14 protein-coding genes, 1 pseudogene and 1 other annotated feature are annotated in these 17,108 nt (G+C 56.9%); of the genes and pseudogenes, 11 read left to right on the top strand and 4 right to left on the bottom strand.

The window, feature by feature from the left end; genetic code table 11:
• Nucleotides 1-102: 102 nt before the first annotated feature.
• The 3 genes from AC3FLX_RS33080 to AC3FLX_RS33090 all read right to left on the bottom strand — a co-directional run bounded on the left by AC3FLX_RS33080 (nt 103) and on the right by AC3FLX_RS33090 (nt 1,896).
• A protein-coding gene (locus tag AC3FLX_RS33080; RefSeq protein ID WP_488701517.1) for an IS3 family transposase occupies nt 103-1,295 on the bottom strand; the annotation gives its coding sequence in 2 pieces (ribosomal slippage) (nt 103-1,007 and nt 1,007-1,295; 1,194 coding nt in all).
• Nucleotides 901-1,017 (bottom strand) — a sequence feature (AL1L pseudoknot). It overlaps the preceding gene by 117 nt.
• 32 nt (nt 1,296-1,327) lie before the next feature.
• Complete coding sequence (locus AC3FLX_RS33085; RefSeq protein WP_488701518.1) at nt 1,328-1,513, bottom strand: DUF6216 family protein; 186 nt, start codon at nt 1,511-1,513, stop codon at nt 1,328-1,330.
• A gap of 83 nt (nt 1,514-1,596) precedes the next feature.
• The gene (locus AC3FLX_RS33090; protein WP_488701519.1) at nt 1,597-1,896 is read right to left on the bottom strand and encodes a DUF3892 domain-containing protein; all 300 of its coding nucleotides are present in this window, start codon (nt 1,894-1,896) and stop codon (nt 1,597-1,599) included.
• Between the two features lie 114 nt (nt 1,897-2,010).
• On the opposite strand from AC3FLX_RS33090, the gene AC3FLX_RS33095 reads away from it, so the two are divergent.
• The 11 genes and pseudogenes from AC3FLX_RS33095 (at nt 2,011) to AC3FLX_RS33145 (ending at nt 15,791) form a co-directional block, all read left to right on the top strand.
• A complete protein-coding gene (locus AC3FLX_RS33095) occupies nt 2,011-2,598 on the top strand; it encodes a restriction endonuclease subunit S domain-containing protein (RefSeq protein WP_488701520.1) in 588 nt (195 codons plus the stop codon).
• A 9-nt stretch (nt 2,599-2,607) separates the two neighbouring features.
• The gene (locus AC3FLX_RS33100; protein WP_488701521.1) at nt 2,608-4,119 is read left to right on the top strand and encodes a type I restriction-modification system subunit M; all 1,512 of its coding nucleotides are present in this window, start codon (nt 2,608-2,610) and stop codon (nt 4,117-4,119) included.
• A 59-nt stretch (nt 4,120-4,178) separates the two neighbouring features.
• Nucleotides 4,179-5,372 carry a restriction endonuclease subunit S gene (locus AC3FLX_RS33105; protein ID WP_488701522.1) on the top strand — a complete coding sequence of 398 codons (1,194 nt, stop codon included), beginning with the start codon at nt 4,179-4,181 and terminating at the stop codon, nt 5,370-5,372.
• Complete coding sequence (locus tag AC3FLX_RS33110; RefSeq protein ID WP_488701523.1) at nt 5,369-8,650, top strand: type I restriction endonuclease subunit R; 3,282 nt, start codon at nt 5,369-5,371, stop codon at nt 8,648-8,650. Before AC3FLX_RS33105 ends, AC3FLX_RS33110 begins: the two co-directional genes overlap by 4 nt.
• A 1-nt stretch (nt 8,651) precedes the next feature.
• Nucleotides 8,652-9,380 (top strand): M48 family metallopeptidase, encoded by a 729-nt coding sequence (locus AC3FLX_RS33115; RefSeq protein WP_488701524.1) that lies wholly within the window; start codon nt 8,652-8,654, stop codon nt 9,378-9,380.
• A gap of 991 nt (nt 9,381-10,371) precedes the next feature.
• Entirely contained in the window at nt 10,372-10,797 is a 426-nt protein-coding gene (locus AC3FLX_RS33120; RefSeq protein WP_488701525.1) for a helix-turn-helix domain-containing protein, read from the top strand.
• Nucleotides 10,798-11,237: 440 nt separating this feature from the next.
• Nucleotides 11,238-11,771 (top strand): TnsA endonuclease N-terminal domain-containing protein, encoded by a 534-nt coding sequence (locus tag AC3FLX_RS33125; RefSeq protein ID WP_488701528.1) that lies wholly within the window; start codon nt 11,238-11,240, stop codon nt 11,769-11,771.
• 307 nt (nt 11,772-12,078) lie between these two features.
• Nucleotides 12,079-13,731: a Mu transposase C-terminal domain-containing protein gene (locus AC3FLX_RS33130; RefSeq protein WP_488701526.1), complete on the top strand. Its 1,653-nt coding sequence runs from the start codon at nt 12,079-12,081 to the stop codon at nt 13,729-13,731.
• Nucleotides 13,718-14,809, top strand: coding sequence for a TniB family NTP-binding protein (locus AC3FLX_RS33135; protein ID WP_488701527.1), 1,092 nt, complete (start codon nt 13,718-13,720; stop codon nt 14,807-14,809). The genes AC3FLX_RS33130 and AC3FLX_RS33135 overlap by 14 nt, the downstream gene beginning before the upstream one ends.
• Nucleotides 14,796-15,197, top strand: a pseudogene (locus AC3FLX_RS33140) (TniQ family protein); the annotation flags it as partial. The gene AC3FLX_RS33135 and the pseudogene AC3FLX_RS33140, both read left to right, overlap by 14 nt.
• A 45-nt stretch (nt 15,198-15,242) precedes the next feature.
• Nucleotides 15,243-15,791, top strand: coding sequence for a hypothetical protein (locus AC3FLX_RS33145; RefSeq protein WP_488701529.1), 549 nt, complete (start codon nt 15,243-15,245; stop codon nt 15,789-15,791).
• A gap of 159 nt (nt 15,792-15,950) precedes the next feature.
• Here AC3FLX_RS33145 and AC3FLX_RS33150 read toward each other — a convergent pair.
• Nucleotides 15,951-17,038 (bottom strand): IS3 family transposase gene (locus AC3FLX_RS33150; protein WP_488696234.1). Its coding sequence is split into 2 segments (ribosomal slippage): nt 15,951-16,786 and nt 16,786-17,038, totalling 1,089 coding nucleotides; the frame shifts between segments, so codons are not numbered across the junction.
• Nucleotides 17,039-17,108: the final 70 nt, after the last annotated feature.

Below are 17,108 nucleotides of genomic sequence, written 5' to 3' on the forward strand. Positions count from 1 at the left end.
ACCTCCATGATCTTCCATCTTGTGCACTCCGATGCCGTCGGCCCGTGAGGAGGAACCACCTGCATCCAGGCTTACCCTAGCGGACCCAGGGTTGGGAGACGTTCATTTCATTGCCTCAGCTTCGGCGGGCGGGATATAGCCAAGGGGTTCCATCAGCCGGTGGTGATTGAACCAGGCTACCCATTCCAGCGTGGCCAGCTCAACGGATTCACGCGTCTTCCAGGCAGTACGACGATGGATCAGTTCAGCCTTGTACAGGCCGTTGATCGTCTCGGCCAAGGCGTTGTCATAGCTGTCGCCCCGGCTGCCAACCGACGGTTCGATCGCTGCCTCGGCCAAGCGCTCGCTATAGCGAATGCTGACGTACTGCGAGCCCCTGTCGGAGTGGTGGATGAGAGAACCATCATTGCCAGGCTGGCGAGCGTAAAGCGCCTGTTCAAGTGCATCCAGAACGAAGTCCGTGGTCATCGACGGACTGACCCGCCAGCCGACGATGCGCCGCGCGAACACGTCGATCACGAAGGCCACGTACAGCCAGCCCTGCCACGTCGAAACGTAGGTGAAGTCCGAAACCCAGAGCTGGTTCGGCCGCTGGGCCCTGAACTGGCGGCTGACCAGATCCGGTGGGCGCGCTGCTCTCGCATCTGGAGTCGTCGTGCGAACCCGCTTGCCGCGAATCACGCCGCGCAGATTCTGCTGCCTCATCAGCCTCTCGACCGTACAGCGTGCCACCGCGATGCCTTCCCGGTTCATCTGCTTCCAAACCTTGTCGGCCCCGTAGACCTGCATGTTGGCCTGCCAGACTCGCTTGATCTCGGGCCGTAGCCACTCATCGCGTTTGGCTCGCGCAGAGCGCCGCGATGGATCGCGAAGCTGCGCAGCATGGCGCCGATAGCCCGACGGAGCAATCTGCAAGACCTTGCAGATCGGCTCGACCCCGAAGGCGTCGCGATGCCGCTCGACAAAGGCCTTCAGGACTTCAAACGGCGGTCGAGCTCCGCCTGGGCGAAAAACGCGCTCGCCAGCTTCAGGATCTCGTTGGCGCGGCGCAACTCCTTTACCTCACGCTCCAGCGCCTTGAGGCGCTCACGCTCCGACGTGGTCACGCCATCGCGCTCGCCACTCTCGACTTGCTCTTGTTTGACCCACCCCAACAGTGTCTGGCTTGTGCAACCGATCATCGGTGCGATGGATTCGACTGCCGCCCACAGCGACGGATGCTCGCTGCGCTGCTCTCGAACCAGACGTACAGCCCGCTCTCGGACCTCGGGGGAAAACTTGGTTTGCTTGCTCATGGGCTCCATTCTCTCAAGAATTGAAGCCTCCACTAAACCCGGGGCGGTTCAGGAGTGTGGACTTCTGTTTTACCAGCGATAAGGAGCCAGAGTCGCTCCAAAATGCTGTGGATCGATCCGGCGCGCCACCAGAAGAAGGCAACTAGTGCGACGCTGATTGAAACAATGGATAGTCGCGAGAACAGAGGGCTTTGCACAAGAGTTGAAAGTGAGTCCACCTAGCTTGTTCCTTGCAGATGATGAGAGACCTGGATGATTGATCTGGCCCCGACACGGGTCGGGGCGCACGGGACAGTACGTTTCAGAGGATTTTGCAGTCGGTGCCACATTCCGCCTGCGCAAGCAGATTGTCATTCCACTTCCCATCTGCATGAGTTCTCAGGTAGGGGGCCTTTCCGGGCACTTTCACCACGCCGATGTAGGCGCGCTTCCCGGTGACTTTGTCGACCGTGTAGAACGCTTCCGTTTTCGACTCGATGCGAGAGATAGCTGCCTCCCTGGTAAGCCGCCATTTGTTCACCGAATGCCCAATGTGGGTGATGTGCTCGTGCGGACTGTTCCGCAGCGGCTTAGTGACGCAGTTCACTTCGTACTCTTTCATTCTCTTTCCCGTTAGGTTGTTTTGCATCAATCGCAATGATGCGATTGAGATGAATCGTAGTTGAACTTCTTCGCGCCCGCAAGCACAATCTTGCATCAATCGAATTGATGCGAAATGAACTGGATTCTGAAGAGCTTGGTCGATGTCCAGGCCGGTCACCCCTTTCGAGGCAGCGTACCCGTTGTTGAGGAGGGAAATGCGTACGCGCTGCAGATGCGCGATTTGAGTCCCGGCGGCGAGATAGACTGGCACGGGCTGGTTCGCACGGAAGTGGATGCACACAAACATGTGCAGTGGCTGGAGTCGGGCGACGTGCTTTTTGTTGCCAAAGGGGCACGCAACTATGCCGTCTGCCTGCGCGAGGTTGGCAAGCCCACCGTTTGCTCGCCGAACTTCTTTTTGTTGCGGATCAAGTCCCCGACACTGATTCCCGAGTTTTTAGCCTGGCAGATCAATCGACAGCCCGCCCAGCGGTACCTTGCCAGCAATGCCCAAGGCTCGGATCAATTGAGTATTCGACGCCCGGTATTGGAGGCCTTGCCGTTAGCGGTACCACCGCTTCATCAACAGCACACGATTGTCGCCCTTGCAGAAGCCGCCGCGCACGAAGAGCGTCAGATGCAGGCCTTGATCCGCAATCGTCAGCAGCAGCTCGATGCCTTGGCGCTCGCCTTAACTTCGAGCGAAGCCCAATCGAATTAAATTGACATCATGACGTCTATCTCTATTCAACAAGATTCGATCAATGCCGCAGTCTGGGCGGCTTGTGACACATTTCGTGGTACGGTGGACCCAAGCATCTATAAGGACTATGTCTTGACGATGCTATTTCTGAAATACATCTCCGATGTCTGGCAGGACCACTACGAGCGCTATAAGACAGAACATGGTGATTATCCAGAGTTAATCGAAGAACTGCTTAAGAATGAGCGCTTCGTGCTGCCCCGCAGCGCAAACTTCTACACCTTGCACGTGGCCCGGCACCAGCCCGGCAATGGCGAGCGCATCGACAAAGCTTTGCATGCCATTGAGGAGGCCAATCTCACTAAGTTGCGTGATGTCTTCCAGGACATTAGTTTTAACTCGACCAAGTTGGGCGACGAGGCGCAGAAGAACGACATCTTGCGTCATCTATTGGAAGACTTTGCCAAGCCCGAGCTAGATCTTCGCGAGGGCAGAGTCGGCAACCTAGACGTCATCGGTAATGCCTATGAATTTCTCATAAAGAACTTTGCATCCACGAGCGGCAAGAAGGCAGGTGAGTTCTATACCCCTCCCGAGGTGTCACAGCTTATGGCTCGCCTCATGGAGCCGCAAAAAGGAGACGAGATCTGCGACCCGACTTGCGGCTCCGGTTCGCTGTTGATGAAATGCGGCCAGCTTATTCGGTCCAACACTGGGAGTCGCACGTATGCATTGTTCGGGCAAGAAGCCATCGGAAGTACTTGGGCCCTGGCCAAAATGAACATGTTCCTGCATGCGGAAGACAACCACCGGATCGAATGGGGTGACACTCTGCGCAACCCGAAGCTGCTCGACAGCAAGGGTCTGCTAAAGCATTTCGATGTGGTGGTAGCCAACCCGCCGTTCTCTCTGGAGAAGTGGGGCTATGAGTCGGCGGCCGATGACGCCTACAAGCGCTTTCGCCGTGGCGTACCGCCGCGCACTAAGGCCGACTACGCCTTCATTCTGCACATGGTCGAAACAATGAAGCCCGGCACCGGCCGCATGGCCGTGGTGGTGCCACACGGCGTATTGTTCCGCGGGGCGGCCGAGGGCAAGATCCGCCAAAAGCTAATCGAGGAAAACTTGCTTGATGTGGTCATCGGCTTGCCAGAGAAGCTCTTCTACGGCACCGGTATCCCCGCTGCTATCTTGGTTCTGCGCAAGAAGAAGGTCGATGACAAGGTGCTCTTCATCGACGCCAGCCGCGACTATCAGGAGGGCAAAAACCAGAACGTCCTGCGTGCGCAGGATCTGAGTTGCATCGAGCAGACGGTGCGTGCCCGCCGGAGTGTGGACAAGTACGCCTACTTGGCCAGCCCGGTCGAGATCGCTCAGAACGACTTTAATCTCAATATCCCTCGCTACGTAGACACCTTTGAGGAAGCGGAGACCATCGACCTAATTGCGGTGCGCGATGAGCGGCGAAAGCTCAAGGCTGAGCTGGCAATGCTGGAGGAAAAGATGGCCGGCTACATGAAGGAGCTTGGCTATGAGTGATCTGGAACAGGTCGATAAGCAGATCAGCAGCCGACGGGAGAGGGGCAAGGGGGCGAAGGATGTTGTCTAAAGGCTGGAAGCGCCAATCGGTCGCCGACATATGCCACATGCAGAATGGCCATGGTTTTGGTCCGGCAGACTGGGGCACGGAGGGTTACCCCATTATCCGTATTCAGAACCTGAATGGCGGCAATAGTTTTGATTACTACTCAGGGCCGGTGGAGTCACGATGGCTCGTAGAACCGGGCCAACTGCTATTCGCATGGGCCGGCACCAAAGGGGTCTCATTTGGTCCAACCCGCTGGAAGGGGAAAACGGGTGTCCTCAATCAGCATATCTTTAAGGTCAATTGTCGACATGGCATTGACAAGGGCTGGCTTTACTGGGCCCTTCGTCATGTGACGGATCGCATTGAGGCCAAGGCCCATGGCTTCAAAGCAACACTCGTACATGTCAAAAAATCAGACATCGACAGGCAAGAAGTTTTGGTGCCAGATTTGCCAACCCAACGTTGGATCTCAAGGACCCTTCAGGTGTGGGATGACGCCGTCTCCACCACGGAAAAGCTCCTAGTCAATAGCCGCAAGCAGAAGCAAGGACTAATGCAAGAGTTGCTCTTTGATGGCCGAGAGCGGCTGAAGAAATATCCGCTCTCGGCCATCTCTGAGCGCGTGCAGCGTTCTAGCGATGGTACCGAGCATCCGGTACTGATGATTTCGTCAGGTGCTGGATTTGTTCGGCAAGATCAAAAATACAGCCGCTTTATGGCGGGAAAAAGCTTGAACAACTACGTTCTGTTGAGACGTGGTGAGTTCGCCTATAACAAGGGCAACTCAAAATTATACGAATTTGGCTGCGTCTTTCCTTTGGAAGACTACGAAGAGGGCTTGGTACCTCACGTGTATGTTTGCTTCAAGCTTAATGACCGATGCCATCCAGGCTTCTTCAAATACCTCTTTGAAGCTGACTATCTCCATGATCAGTTGGGGGCTCTGGTCAACACGGGGGTAAGGAATAACGGCCTACTGAACATTCGGCCGGCATATTTCATGAACGTGAAGGTGCCTGTGCCGCCGATGGAGCGTCAGCGATATATCGCTGACGTATTGGCGGCTGCCTCCGAGGACGTCAGACTTCTCCAAGCGGATCTTGAGGCCTTGCAAGCGCAAAAGCGCGCACTCATGGCCGACCTGCTTACCGGCAAGTGTCGCGTCCGACTGCCGGCGATCACAGCGGAACCGGAGGTCGCATGAGTGGCGTCCCCCAAACGCGCGAGCAATACAGCGCCCACTTGTCCGCATTGCATTTGCTCATCAACCTGGGTTGGCACTTCTTACCCACGGCAGAGGCCCTGGCTCTACGCGGCAGCACGCGCGAAGTCATTCTGAAAACGCGACTGATTGAGGTGCTGCAAGCCCGCCGGTTCGAGTACAAAGGGGAGCAGTACCCGCTGTCACCCAGCGGAATCGACCAGATCGTTCGGCAGGTGCAGACGCTGAATTTGGTCGAGGGCTTGCTACCGGCCAATGAGCGGCTCTACCAGATGCTTACATTGGGTGTGACGGTTACCGAGTTCATGCCTGACGGAAAAAAGCACCAGCCCACTATCGCATTGGTTGACTGGCTGGACGTGACCGCCAACCGCTGGGATGTGACAGAGGAGTTGGAAGTGCTCTCCACCCACGGCACGCACCACAGGGTGCCTGATGTGGTAGCTTATGTGAACGGCCTGCCGCTGGCGGTGATCGAGGTCAAGCGACCTGAGACCGCGCACACCGGTAAGGCCATGATGGATGAGGGCATCAGCCAGCAATTGCGCAACCAGCGCCACGATGAGATTCCGCACCTTTTTGCCTATGCGCAGTTGCTGCTGGCCGTAAGCTACACCGAAGGGCGTTACGGCACCGCCGGCACGCCGATGAAATTTTGGGCGCGCTGGCGTGAAGAGCAGTTCAGCGATGCGCAGCTCGGTGAATGGAAGAACCAGCCGCTAAATGAAGATGTGCAAGCTGTGCTGCTGGCCGGAAAGCCTCCAGAGCTGCAAGCCTACTGCCGCGAGCTGTGGGCTCGACCCCTGCTTCCAACCGATCAGGACCGCTTGCTGGCTGCATTGCTGAAGCCCGAACGCTTGCTTGAGTTCCTTCGCGTGTTTGTGCTGTTCGATCGCAAGACCGGAAAGGTGGTGGCGCGGTACCAGCAGTTTTTCGGCATCCGGGAGTTGCTGGAGCGCATTAACCTACGCAAGCCCGACGGTGGGCGCGAAGGCGGCGTGGTTTGGCACACCACAGGCTCAGGCAAGAGCTTCACTATGGTCTTCCTGACCAAAGCGCTAGTGCTGCATCAGAGCACTCAAGCCTGCCGCGTGATTGTGGTGACCGACCGTCTGGACCTCGAAGACCAGTTGGCGCGCAATTTCATGAATAGTGGGGCATTCGGCTCGGCCGTGGCCACCAAAAAGGATGGTGAAAAGGCCAAGGTCGGCTCGGGCCGTGACCTGGCAAAGCGCATCGGCCATGGCACAGAGCGGATCATCTTTACACTTGTCCACAAGTTCGCCACGGCGTCGAAACTGCCCGAATGCTACAACCCCTCAGCTGACATGATCGTGCTCGTGGACGAAGGTCACCGTAGTCATGGCGGCGAAACGCACGAGCGCATGCGTAAGGCTCTGCCCCGCGCTGCGTACGTGGCCTTTACCGGAACGCCGTTGCTGAGGAAGGACAAAACGGCCAACAAGTTTGGCCCCATCGTGCACGCCTATACTTTGCAGCGCGCGGTGGAGGACGGTACTGTGGCGCCGCTGCTATATGAAGAGCGCGTCCCCGAATTGACGATAAATGAGGATGCCGTCAACCGCTGGTTCGACCGCATCACGGCGGGGCTCAGTCCTGAACAGTCGGCTGACCTAAAGCGCAAGTTCGCGAACAAGCAGGCGGTGTATGGCGCCGCCAACCGCATCGAGTTGATTGCTTGGGATATTGCCCAACACTTTAGTGAGAACATCAAGAAGCTTGGCTTGGGGCTTAAAGGTCAGGTGGCTACGGCCAGTAAGCTCGAAGCCATCCGCTACAAGCAGTATTTGGACGACACGGGCCTAGTGAGCAGCGCAGTCATTATCTCGCCTCCCGACAGCCGCGAAGGCAACACCGAGGTTGACGAGAGTAATTTGCCGGAGGTGCAGAAGTGGTGGAAAACCCATGTGGGCAAGGACGCCGAATTCTACGAAGAACAGATCCTGCAGGACTTTAGCAGCGACGGTGATCCGGATCTCCTCATTGTGGTGGACCGGTTGCTGACGGGCTTTGACGAGCCGCGCAACACGGTGCTCTACATCGACAAGCCGTTGAAGGAGCACAATCTGATCCAAGCCGTAGCTCGTGTGAATCGTCTGCACGAGGCCAAGCGCTACGGCGTGCTGGTGGATTACCGCGGCATCCTCAAGGAATTGGACATCGCGGTACGGGCTTATCAAGATCTGGAGGCTCGCACCCAAGGCGGATACGAATTGGCCGACATCGAGGGGCTGTATCACCAGATCAGCACGGAGTACAAACGGCTGCCCAGCCAGCACGATGCGCTTTGGGCGATCTTCGCTGAGGTGAAGAACAAGCAGGATCTTGAGCAATACCGCCAAGTCTTGATGCCGCGCTACGCTGAAGATGAGGACGGCCAGACCTACGACACGCGCCAGAAGGTGCGCGAGCACTTCTACGGCGCATTGACAGCGTTTGGCCTGTGCCTGCAGACCGCCTTATCGTCACGCAGCTTCTTCGAAGACCACAGTTTCTCGGAAGCCGATGTGCGGCGCTACAAGGAGGATCTGCGCTTCTTCACCAGCCTGCGCACAATCGCCAGGCAGGATGCGCTTGAAACGGTGGACTACAGCGTCTACGAAGAGCAGATTCGCCGCTTGGTGGACAAGCAGGTGATCGGCAGCTTGGTGCACGAGCCCGAGGGCGTGTATGTGGTCCACCAGTTGGGCCAGCCGGAAGCCACGGAGCAGTGGAGCGAGGAGAAGACGCGCAACGAGACGGATATGATCCGCACGCGTTTGAAGAAGACCATTGAGCAGGACCTGGCCGACGACCCCTACGCGCAAAAGGTGTTCGCCGACCTGCTGAAGCAGGCAATCGCGGAGGCCGAGGCCATGTTCGACCATCCGCTCAAGCAATATGCGCTGTTCAAAAAGTTCGAGGAGCAGGTCAAGGTGCGCGACGTAGGCAACCTGCCTGATGGACTTGGAGAGAGCAAGCACGTACGCGCCTATTTCGGCATCTGTCGCTTGGTGCTTGGCGAGGACGCCTTCGAGCAGGCCGACCAGACCGCGTTGATCCAGCAAGCCAAGGATATCGATGGCGTGGTGCAACAGGCCGTGGCCGAGCATTCGCTGAATTCGCAAAATATCGAGGCGTCCATCCGCAAAGCGCTGCTGCCCGGGCTCTTTGGCCTAATGGGGCTCGACAAAGCAAAAGAGGCGATCGACCAGGTGATTCAGGTCACGCGGGTGGGGTTGGCGCGAGAGGGGCACTGAGATGGCTCAGTATTCCGTCGCCTATGGCGACGAGCGCATCCGCTTCTCGGTTCGCTTTCTCCCTCGCCCTCAACGACGTGTGTCGATCCACGTGATGCCAGATGGCGCGGTGCAAGTGGATGCCCCAGAGGGAGCAGCCCTGCTAGACGTCAAGCATGCTCTCCGACAACGGGCAGGCTGGGTGTGGCAACAACTGCAGGCCCAGCGCGAGCGTAAGCTCCATGTGCTGCCCAGGGAATACGTCAGCGGGGAGACCCACTTCTACCTAGGCCGGCGCCACATGTTGAAGGTGCAGCCGGCACATGGCGAGTCCTCCGGGGTGCGTATGTGGCGTGGGTGCCTGGAAATCGCGACGACAAAGCGCGATGCGCTGGCTGTGCGCCGCTTGCTTGAGGCGTGGTACCGCGAACGGGCGGCCGAAGTATTCGCGCGCGTGATCGCGGAAATGGCTCCTCGCATGGGCATCCGCCAAGTGCTACCGCCTGCGCGACTGCTGTCGATGAGAACGCAATGGGGTAGCTGCTCTTCAAAAGGCGAGGTGCTGCTCAACCCCCATCTCGTGAAAGCGCCAAAGGCGTGCATTGAGTACGTGGTGGCCCATGAGTTGTGCCACCTCAGAGAGCACAATCACAGCAAACGCTTCTACCGGTTGCTGAGTCAAATCCTACCGGACTGGGCTGAACGCAAGGCCGAGTTGGATGGCCTCGCGGAGGTGTTGTTGAACCGGTAACGGCTGGGATCGGGGCGTGCCAGTGATTCGGCGCTGACTCGATGGACATATCAGTCGTCGACGACTCGCTTACCAAAGCCGGGAGGTGGATGCACGATACCGGTCATCGCGTCTGGACAGCGGCCAAAAGCAAAGCCATATTCGTTGCGTGGCGTGCGAGGTCTGCATCCTCAATTTCGCGAGCACCTATCAGCGTCTAATACCAGCCATACGTCGTGAGCATCGGGTCCAACGCAGATGCACAGTAGAGCAACGCTGCTGCTGAGCCAGACATAAAATCCATTTCATCTCGCGCTCAGCGAGCGACCTGAGGCGATAAATTAGGGGTTGCACTTCGCCCTTCTAGCTTTGAGCCATCGCTCAAGAGCCTCCCCCTCGATGACTGTAACCTTCAATGGTGGGCCTTCTATTGTCGTCACTTTCGCAATCTTGGGAGGACTCTTGACGCTGGAGGTACCTGCGGGTTCCACGCCAGCAGCTCGCGTCCGTACAACTGCCTCACGAATTCCTTCGCATGCTGCTTGGTGAAATTCTTCGCTAAGAATGAATCTGGCAAGGCGAGTAGTAGCCATGGCAATTGCAGTGAGGGTCGTCACATACAAAGTACGCGAGCGTCGGCCACATCGCCAGCACAACTTCGTATCGCAGCAGCATCAGCAATGCCTGCAGGGACATTCTGGGTCTGCTAGTTCAGTTGCGAGCCCCCCCTTATATGGAGTCCGATGTGCAATAGCATCATTGGGTCACCCCGTATCCGCCCCTCTTCTCAATTCGCATTGATAGTTCGCGGCTTGCTTTCCGTCTGACCGCATCTCGCCTAAAAGAGCCTATTGAGGCGCTTTATGTTCGTATCGCTATAACTGTACAAAATCCTTTAATTTCAATAGCTTACGCATCAATTCCTTCTTGAAATGTGGTTGACAATGTACTTAAATGGCTTCCTGATAGCCGACAGTGTGTCGTACCAACTGCCTTTCCCAGATGCGATGCTATGAGTAGCCCATTCTCCACTTTCCTCCGAGACCTACGTGTGCGCAGCGGGATGCGCCAGCACGAACTCGCGAGGCTGCTGGGCTACGAGCAGGCCTACGTCTCAGCCATTGAGCTTGGAGCGAAGCCTCCTAGTGAAGAGTTCCTGGGAAAACTGAATCGAGGATTGTCTTTGAGCGATCGAGACATTCTCGAGATGCGGCTCGCGGCAGAAAAATCGAAGCGGCGCTTCGTGCTGCCACCGGATGTGCCAACCGAAACCTATCTGCTGTGCCACGAGCTTTGGGAAAAGATTGACCGGCTATATCCCGCTCAAATCCGAGCGCTACGTGACTTGGTAAGGATCGACGAACTTCTTGCGGACGAGCCGACGTATGGCCCGACACGGGTGCGTCGTCGAAAAGCGAAGGAGGATGCCGAAATGTAAAAACGGGACAAACCTTGGCGGCTTGCCCCGTCGCTGACCTCGCTAGGAGGCCGATACTTCCAGTTGGCGCTTGAAGTATCCCTCCACGCAGTCGGCTGGTCAAGGCCGCCCTTTCATCGATCATCGGTTCGCAACGGTCTTCCCTTGGGATAACAACCTTGGGGTGGGAGTTATTACGCCCGAAAACCGGAACTGCTCTAGGCGACATCCCTAGGATTGCCGCCGGGCCGGTGGTCGCCTCGAAATAGCGCTAAGTGACATGGCCGACAATGCCCGACTACATCGCCTCTTCCCCGCGATTCCCGCGAAGAAATCCACTTCCGATAAACCCGCCATACCACGGCACCCGCAACCCTGTGCGGCCTTCTGGCCGAGGGTTCAGGGGAAAGTTCGCCTCGCGCAAGATGCGCCGAATGGTTCGATGCGAAAGCTTGCTAGAGATGTGGTGTCTTCACCTCGCTGAATTTGCTCGGGGCATCGCTTCCTATCAGGAGCAGCCCATCTGCATTTCATACCGATGCGGCGGACGAATGAGGCGCTACACACCCGATTTCAGGTTCTCTTGGGACGACGGCAGGGAGTGGTATGTGGAAGTGAAACCTCGCAGCCGCGCGTATACAGAAGAAAACCAGGAGAAGTTCGCTGAGATCGAGCGGTACTTTGACGGGAGCGGCGCAAAGTTCGTCCTTCTGACCGAAGTTGAACTGAAGCATTCGCATCGTCTTCCTCAAGTCCAATATCTACTATCAAAAATCCCGTCAGACAGCGCGTACGAAAATCCGCAAATCGCTTCGACCTGGGAGGGCCGCGATCAAATGACTTTCGAAGAGGCGGAAGAGCTTCTAGGCGGTAGGCTCAGGGTGATCGAGGGTCTAGCTCGTCGCGAACTTGCTTGTGACCTCACTCAGCCCATCGAGGCACATACGGCTATCCGCCTTTTTCGGGAGGACGACGATGTCGCACTCTTTGTTTAGACGAGGCGCAATACTAGTGATCGATGAGGCGTACCTCAAGGTCACTGAGATAGTTGGCGACAAATTTCAGCTGCGTGCCGCTGCTGACGGGTCGCTTAGTGACTACAGTCGACAAGACCTGCTACGCCTGTATGAAACCGGTCACCTCAGGCTTACGAATCTAAGAAATTTCCCGGTAGACGACACCGGGCAACAATCTCCGGGGTGGGTACAGCGCAGCATTGAGGACTTCCCTGAACCTATACGCAAAAACGCCTTGTGCAAGTGGAGATATCTCACTGCAATCTGCCCGAACGGTGTGCTTGGCATGAGTCGACGCCTTGTCGCCGAAGCGATCAAAGAATGCGCGGCGGCAATCGGTCCCGGCCAGATGCCGCCAGACCTATCGACGTTCTATCGTTGGCGCAAGCGGTGGGTACTGGGTAACTTCGACATTCGCGCCCTCATCGATAAGTGGGAGCTAAGAGGGCGAGCCCCGAAGACCGACTATCCACAGGAAGTGCTGGACCTTATTGTCGAAGGCATCGAGAAGGTCTACCTGACAGAGCAACGCGAGACCAAGAAAGAGCTGCGAGATTGGATCTGCGCCACCGTTATCAAGCTGAACAAAGGCCGCCCACGTTGTGAGGCGTTGCCATGTCCGTCAGCGAGACTCATAAACCGTGTGCTAGAGCAGTATGACAAGTATCACGTGCTCAAGCGCAGATACGGGGAGCGCATTGCACGCCAGAACCTTCGACTCTATGGCAGAGCCTCCAAATCCCTACGACCACTACAGCGCGTAGAGGTTGACCATACACCCTTCGACATCTTGGTAGTTGATGAAGTCCTCAATATGCTACTGGGCAGACCCTGGGTCACGGTCATGATCGACCACTATTCACGTATGGTCGTGGGTCTCTATGTCAGCTTCAGAAAGCCGAACGTAGATTCGGTTCTCCGCTGCTTGCGCCACGCCATCCTGCCTAAGACCTACATCAAAGAAAAATTCCCGGCGATCACTGGCGAGTGGCCCTGCTTCGGCTTTATTGAACTGCTCGTGTGCGACAACGGCCTCGAGTTCCACGCTAGTCATCTCGAGACCGCATGCGCCGACATTGGTACGCACATCGCTTACTGCGAGCCTCGTGCACCGTACCTCAAAGGATCTATCGAGCGATTCTTGAAGACGCTCAACTATTCCTTCACACACATGCTACCGGGCACAACTCATGCGAAATACGACAAGAGACTCGGGTACGACTCCGAAGGACGTGCCGTCCTCACTTTGGGGGAACTGAACGAGGCGCTGCACCGATGGGTCGTGGACATCTATGGCTCCGAGTTCCATCGAGGAATCCAGGCTGCCCCATTGCAGAAGTGGAACGAGGGCGCACGCATGGACCCGCCGACTCTCGTGGAGGATCCCGAGAATCTGAAAGTCTACTTGGGGCGGTCCGAAGTACGTCAGCTCGGACGGAACGGCATTCAGATCAACTCCCTGTCCTACGCCTCCGACGAACTGCAGCGCATACGCGGAAACAAGCGATCGGTGCCGGTGACGGTCAGATTTGACCCCGACGATTTGGGAACGGCATATGTCTTGGGCAATGAGAGGAAGGAGTACATAGCGGTTCCGTGCACGAACTCCGCGTACGCGAGTGGGCTCACTTTGGAACAGCACACCTATCTCGGCAAGAAGGCACGGCAAGATTACGCGAGCCTGCCATACAAAGATCGTCTGATGGCAGCGAAGCTAGAGCTTAGGGCGTTCACCACGCAACTTCTCGAGATGCGCAAGGTGCCTAAAGCAGGGAAGAAAAACGCTGCACGGGCCAAGGAAGCTCTTCAGCGGCACGCTGAGACGCCATTTCCGAAGCAGGAAAGCGCTCGCATCGGCGATCAGCAAATCGAATCGATTTCATCTCTTGTTGAGGAATGGATACTGAGCGAGGAGGTTCAAAGCTATGACGCCGAATGACAGCGCGCCCTCGAAGGGGGCAACATCAAATGCGGGCAAAACCCAGGCAGGACGAGGAAAGCCCAGGCAAGCCAGAGCAGTGCGAGATAGTGGAGAAGAGCCCTCGACCCAGATAGATCTCGTCTTTGAAAAACGGCATGGCAAGCTGAGGGTCGACGCTGATCGCTGCTACGTGGATTTTAGGAGCAGGTTGGTGCGCTATCCGGTTTTTGAAGACGCTATGCGCGCGATCGAATGCTGCCATTTCGTGGGTCGGCACATGCTTGAAGAGCCGGATTGTTTGTTGATCACTGGGGTATCTGGCTGCGGAAAGTCGACACTTCGAAAAGCATATGCTGCAAGATATCCCCGTGAAGAGTTGGAGGATCGCACCGTAATTCCTGTCCTTGGCTTGGAGCTCCCATCTGCGCCAACAGTGAAGAACGTAGCGGAGCGCATTCTTATGTCGATGGGCGATCCATATGCGGACAAGGGATCCGCCGAAAGCAAAACGGCAAGGATCATCACACTGTTCCGCGAATGCCGGGTCGAGATCGCGATGCTCGATGAATTCCAACAGTTCGCCGACAACTCAGGCGGAAAAATCGAGTACAAAGTGGCCGACTGGCTCAAGCAGTTAATCAACGCCACTCGCGTTCCATTTGTACTCCTCGGATTGCCTCGTTGTACGAGCATTCTCGAAGTGAACGAACAACTTCGTCGCCGGTTCTTGCCCCAGATACGGCTCGAGCCATTCTCGATTGAGCGCCGCAACAACTTACTCTCTTTCGCCAGCGTGCTCAAGACTCTGGATGAGCGACTGCCGTTTGCCGTTCAATCGGCAATTGGCAAGCCATCCGTTGTAGAGCCCATGTTCTACGCGACACATGGACTGATCGACTACCTGATGAAACTTGTCAGTGAGGCGCTACGACTTGCTCTACTGAGCGGACGAGAGACCGTCGACATGGAGATATTGGAGAAAGCTTTCAAGATCAGCATCTGGCCCGGTGCTGACACGGAGAGCAATCCGTTTAGTCCAACGTTCGCGAAGCGCCCTCTCACCAGGCGAGGGGAGCCGTTCTATGGTTATCAGTAACCGGGGCAGATATCCGAGGCTACTAGTTCGGCCGACACCGGCGAAAGGGGAAAGTCTCTATGGCTATCTGTCCAGGTTGGCGGAGCTTAATGGGCTGGATGGAATCAGTTGGGGCGTATGCTCGGAGGGGACGTTGTCGGAGGCAGACAAAACACCTGACGAGACCGTTCAGTATCTAGAAGAGGCCGCGGGCTTGTCGGAGGCGGACGTACTCGCGTTGTCGTATCGCTTGTCACACAATTTGGCCTCCGGCTGTTGTTGTTTCATGGGGCGAACCATGCGGAGTGAGTATTTCAGAAGCGGCCGGTCCGTGGTCTGTCTGGCTTGCCTGAACGAGCACCACAGTGCACCGGCACTGTGGGACTTCCGGCTCATCACCGCATGTGTTCGCCACAAACAATGGTTACTAGATCGCTGTCCCACGTGCAAGGTCATGCTCTCGCTACACAGGCGTAGCCTCAAGCGATGTCCTCGAGGGCACGAACTGAAATGGAACTGCGGCAGCGGCCCAACGCCGCCGGATGCCGTACTGGAATTTACACAGACGCTTGAGGAAGAGCTTCGCGGCGATCTTCGACCGGCGCCCGGTCGAAGCGATGATCTCGTCGATATAGCGTTGGCTGCGTTTGACCGCGCGCGCAAGGACATCTCACAAGGAGTCGGACGCTTGGAGCTAGATGCCTCTCATATGACGGCTACCCAGCATTTGGACGTGCTCGCCGTCGCCCGCATTGCACCTGTCGTTACGAACTGGCCGATGCCACTTTTTCATCTGCTACGGAAAGAACGATGGGGCGAAGCCGATCGTAATGCCTTTGGATGCCCTGACATCCACTATGCCAACGCACATCCCATATTTGAGCGGCTCCTCGGGGGCGATATCGTGCAAACAGCTTGCGCGCAGTTTGCAAATCTCTATCGGCGAGATATGGGGGAGCAACTGTACCGGCTGACGAGATGGATGGAATCTGCCGAGTCATGAGGTCATGTCTAGTATGAAGAAGCCGAAGACCGCCGCCGCCACATTGACGAGTGCATCCCGCCGTTTACGCGGCCGAAAAACTGAACGGGCGAAGGCCGAAGAACAACGGGGCGTTCCACCGGTATTCCCCCCATTTCTAGCGGTCGCTGGAAGTAGAGGCTAGGCCATGATGGCCGATCGTTGTTTCGGGGTAATGCCACCGAGCGCCATATTGGGGCGTTCGTGATTGTAAGACCATAGCCATTTTGTCGCGTAGTCCTGGACTTCGGCGACGGTCTCGAACAGGTAATGCGCCAGCCAGTCATACCGCACAGTCCGGTTGTACCGCTCGATATAGGCGTTCTGTTGAGGCTTGCCTGGCTGGATGAACTGCAACCTGATTCCCCGCTTGCGGGCCCAGTTCTTCAATGCTTCGCTGACATACTCCGGGCCGTTGTCACACCGAATCGCCTGCGGCGGCCCTCGCCACTCGATGACCTGATCCAGAGCGCGGATCACTCGCGGTGATGGCAGCGAGAAGTCCACGTCGATGCACAGGCCTTCCCGGTTGAAGTCGTCGATGACATTGAACAGCCGAATGCTGCGGCCGTCGGCCAACTGGTCGTGCATGAAGTCCATCGACCAGCTTTCATTCAACGTCAATGGCACCGCCAACGGTTCGGGCTGCTCACGCACCAGCCGCTTGCGGGGCTTGATGCGCAGGTTCAACTCCAACTGCCGGTAGATACGATAGACGCGTTTGTGATTCCAGCCAAAGCCTTTGACGTTGCGCAGGTACAGGAAGCACAGACCGAACCCCCAGTTGCGCTGGTTGTGGGTCAGCTTGACCAGCCAATCGGCGATGACGTCATTCTCCGTCGAGCTCTTGGCCTGATACCGATAGCACGTCTCGCTCACGCCAAAGGCAGCGCAGGCCGTCTTGACCGTCAGGGCGCGTTCTCGCACGGCACGCATGGCCATCTCACGTCGGTGAGATGGCCTTACCACTTTTTTTCGATGGCTTCCTTCAGGACATCGGCCTTCAGGCGTTCCTCGGCATACATCTTCTTGAGGCGGGCGTTCTCGGCTTCCAATTCCTTCATCCGTGTCATCAGCGCCGCATCCATGCCGCCATATTTGGCCCGCCATTTGTAAAAGCTAGCGTTGCTCATGCCGTGCTCCCGGCATAGCTCCGGAACCGGTGTGCCGGCTTCGGCCTGCTTCAAGATGGCGATGATCTGGCTGTCCGTGAATCGGGAGGTCTTCATGCAAATTTCCTAAGGTACCGCTGATAGAAAATTCTACTTCCCGCGACGCTTACTTTACGGGGGGAATACC

Source organism: Cupriavidus sp. 291-E7 (genome assembly GCF_057798835.1).

Bases quoted from the DNA above. Each gene is read 5' to 3' on its own strand.
- AC3FLX_RS33090 (WP_488701519.1), bottom strand. From the start codon at position 1,896: ATGAAAGAGTACGAAGTGAACTGCGTCACTAAGCCGCTGCGGAACAGT.
- AC3FLX_RS33095 (WP_488701520.1), top strand. From the start codon at position 2,011: ATGAACTGGATTCTGAAGAGCTTGGTCGATGTCCAGGCCGGTCACCCC.
- AC3FLX_RS33100 (WP_488701521.1), top strand. From the start codon at position 2,608: ATGACGTCTATCTCTATTCAACAAGATTCGATCAATGCCGCAGTCTGG.
- AC3FLX_RS33105 (WP_488701522.1), top strand. From the start codon at position 4,179: ATGTTGTCTAAAGGCTGGAAGCGCCAATCGGTCGCCGACATATGCCAC.
- AC3FLX_RS33110 (WP_488701523.1), top strand. From the start codon at position 5,369: ATGAGTGGCGTCCCCCAAACGCGCGAGCAATACAGCGCCCACTTGTCC.
- AC3FLX_RS33115 (WP_488701524.1), top strand. From the start codon at position 8,652: ATGGCTCAGTATTCCGTCGCCTATGGCGACGAGCGCATCCGCTTCTCG.
- AC3FLX_RS33120 (WP_488701525.1), top strand. From the start codon at position 10,372: ATGAGTAGCCCATTCTCCACTTTCCTCCGAGACCTACGTGTGCGCAGC.
- AC3FLX_RS33125 (WP_488701528.1), top strand. From the start codon at position 11,238: ATGTGGTGTCTTCACCTCGCTGAATTTGCTCGGGGCATCGCTTCCTAT.
- AC3FLX_RS33130 (WP_488701526.1), top strand. From the start codon at position 12,079: ATGAGTCGACGCCTTGTCGCCGAAGCGATCAAAGAATGCGCGGCGGCA.
- AC3FLX_RS33135 (WP_488701527.1), top strand. From the start codon at position 13,718: ATGACGCCGAATGACAGCGCGCCCTCGAAGGGGGCAACATCAAATGCG.
- AC3FLX_RS33145 (WP_488701529.1), top strand. From the start codon at position 15,243: ATGCTCTCGCTACACAGGCGTAGCCTCAAGCGATGTCCTCGAGGGCAC.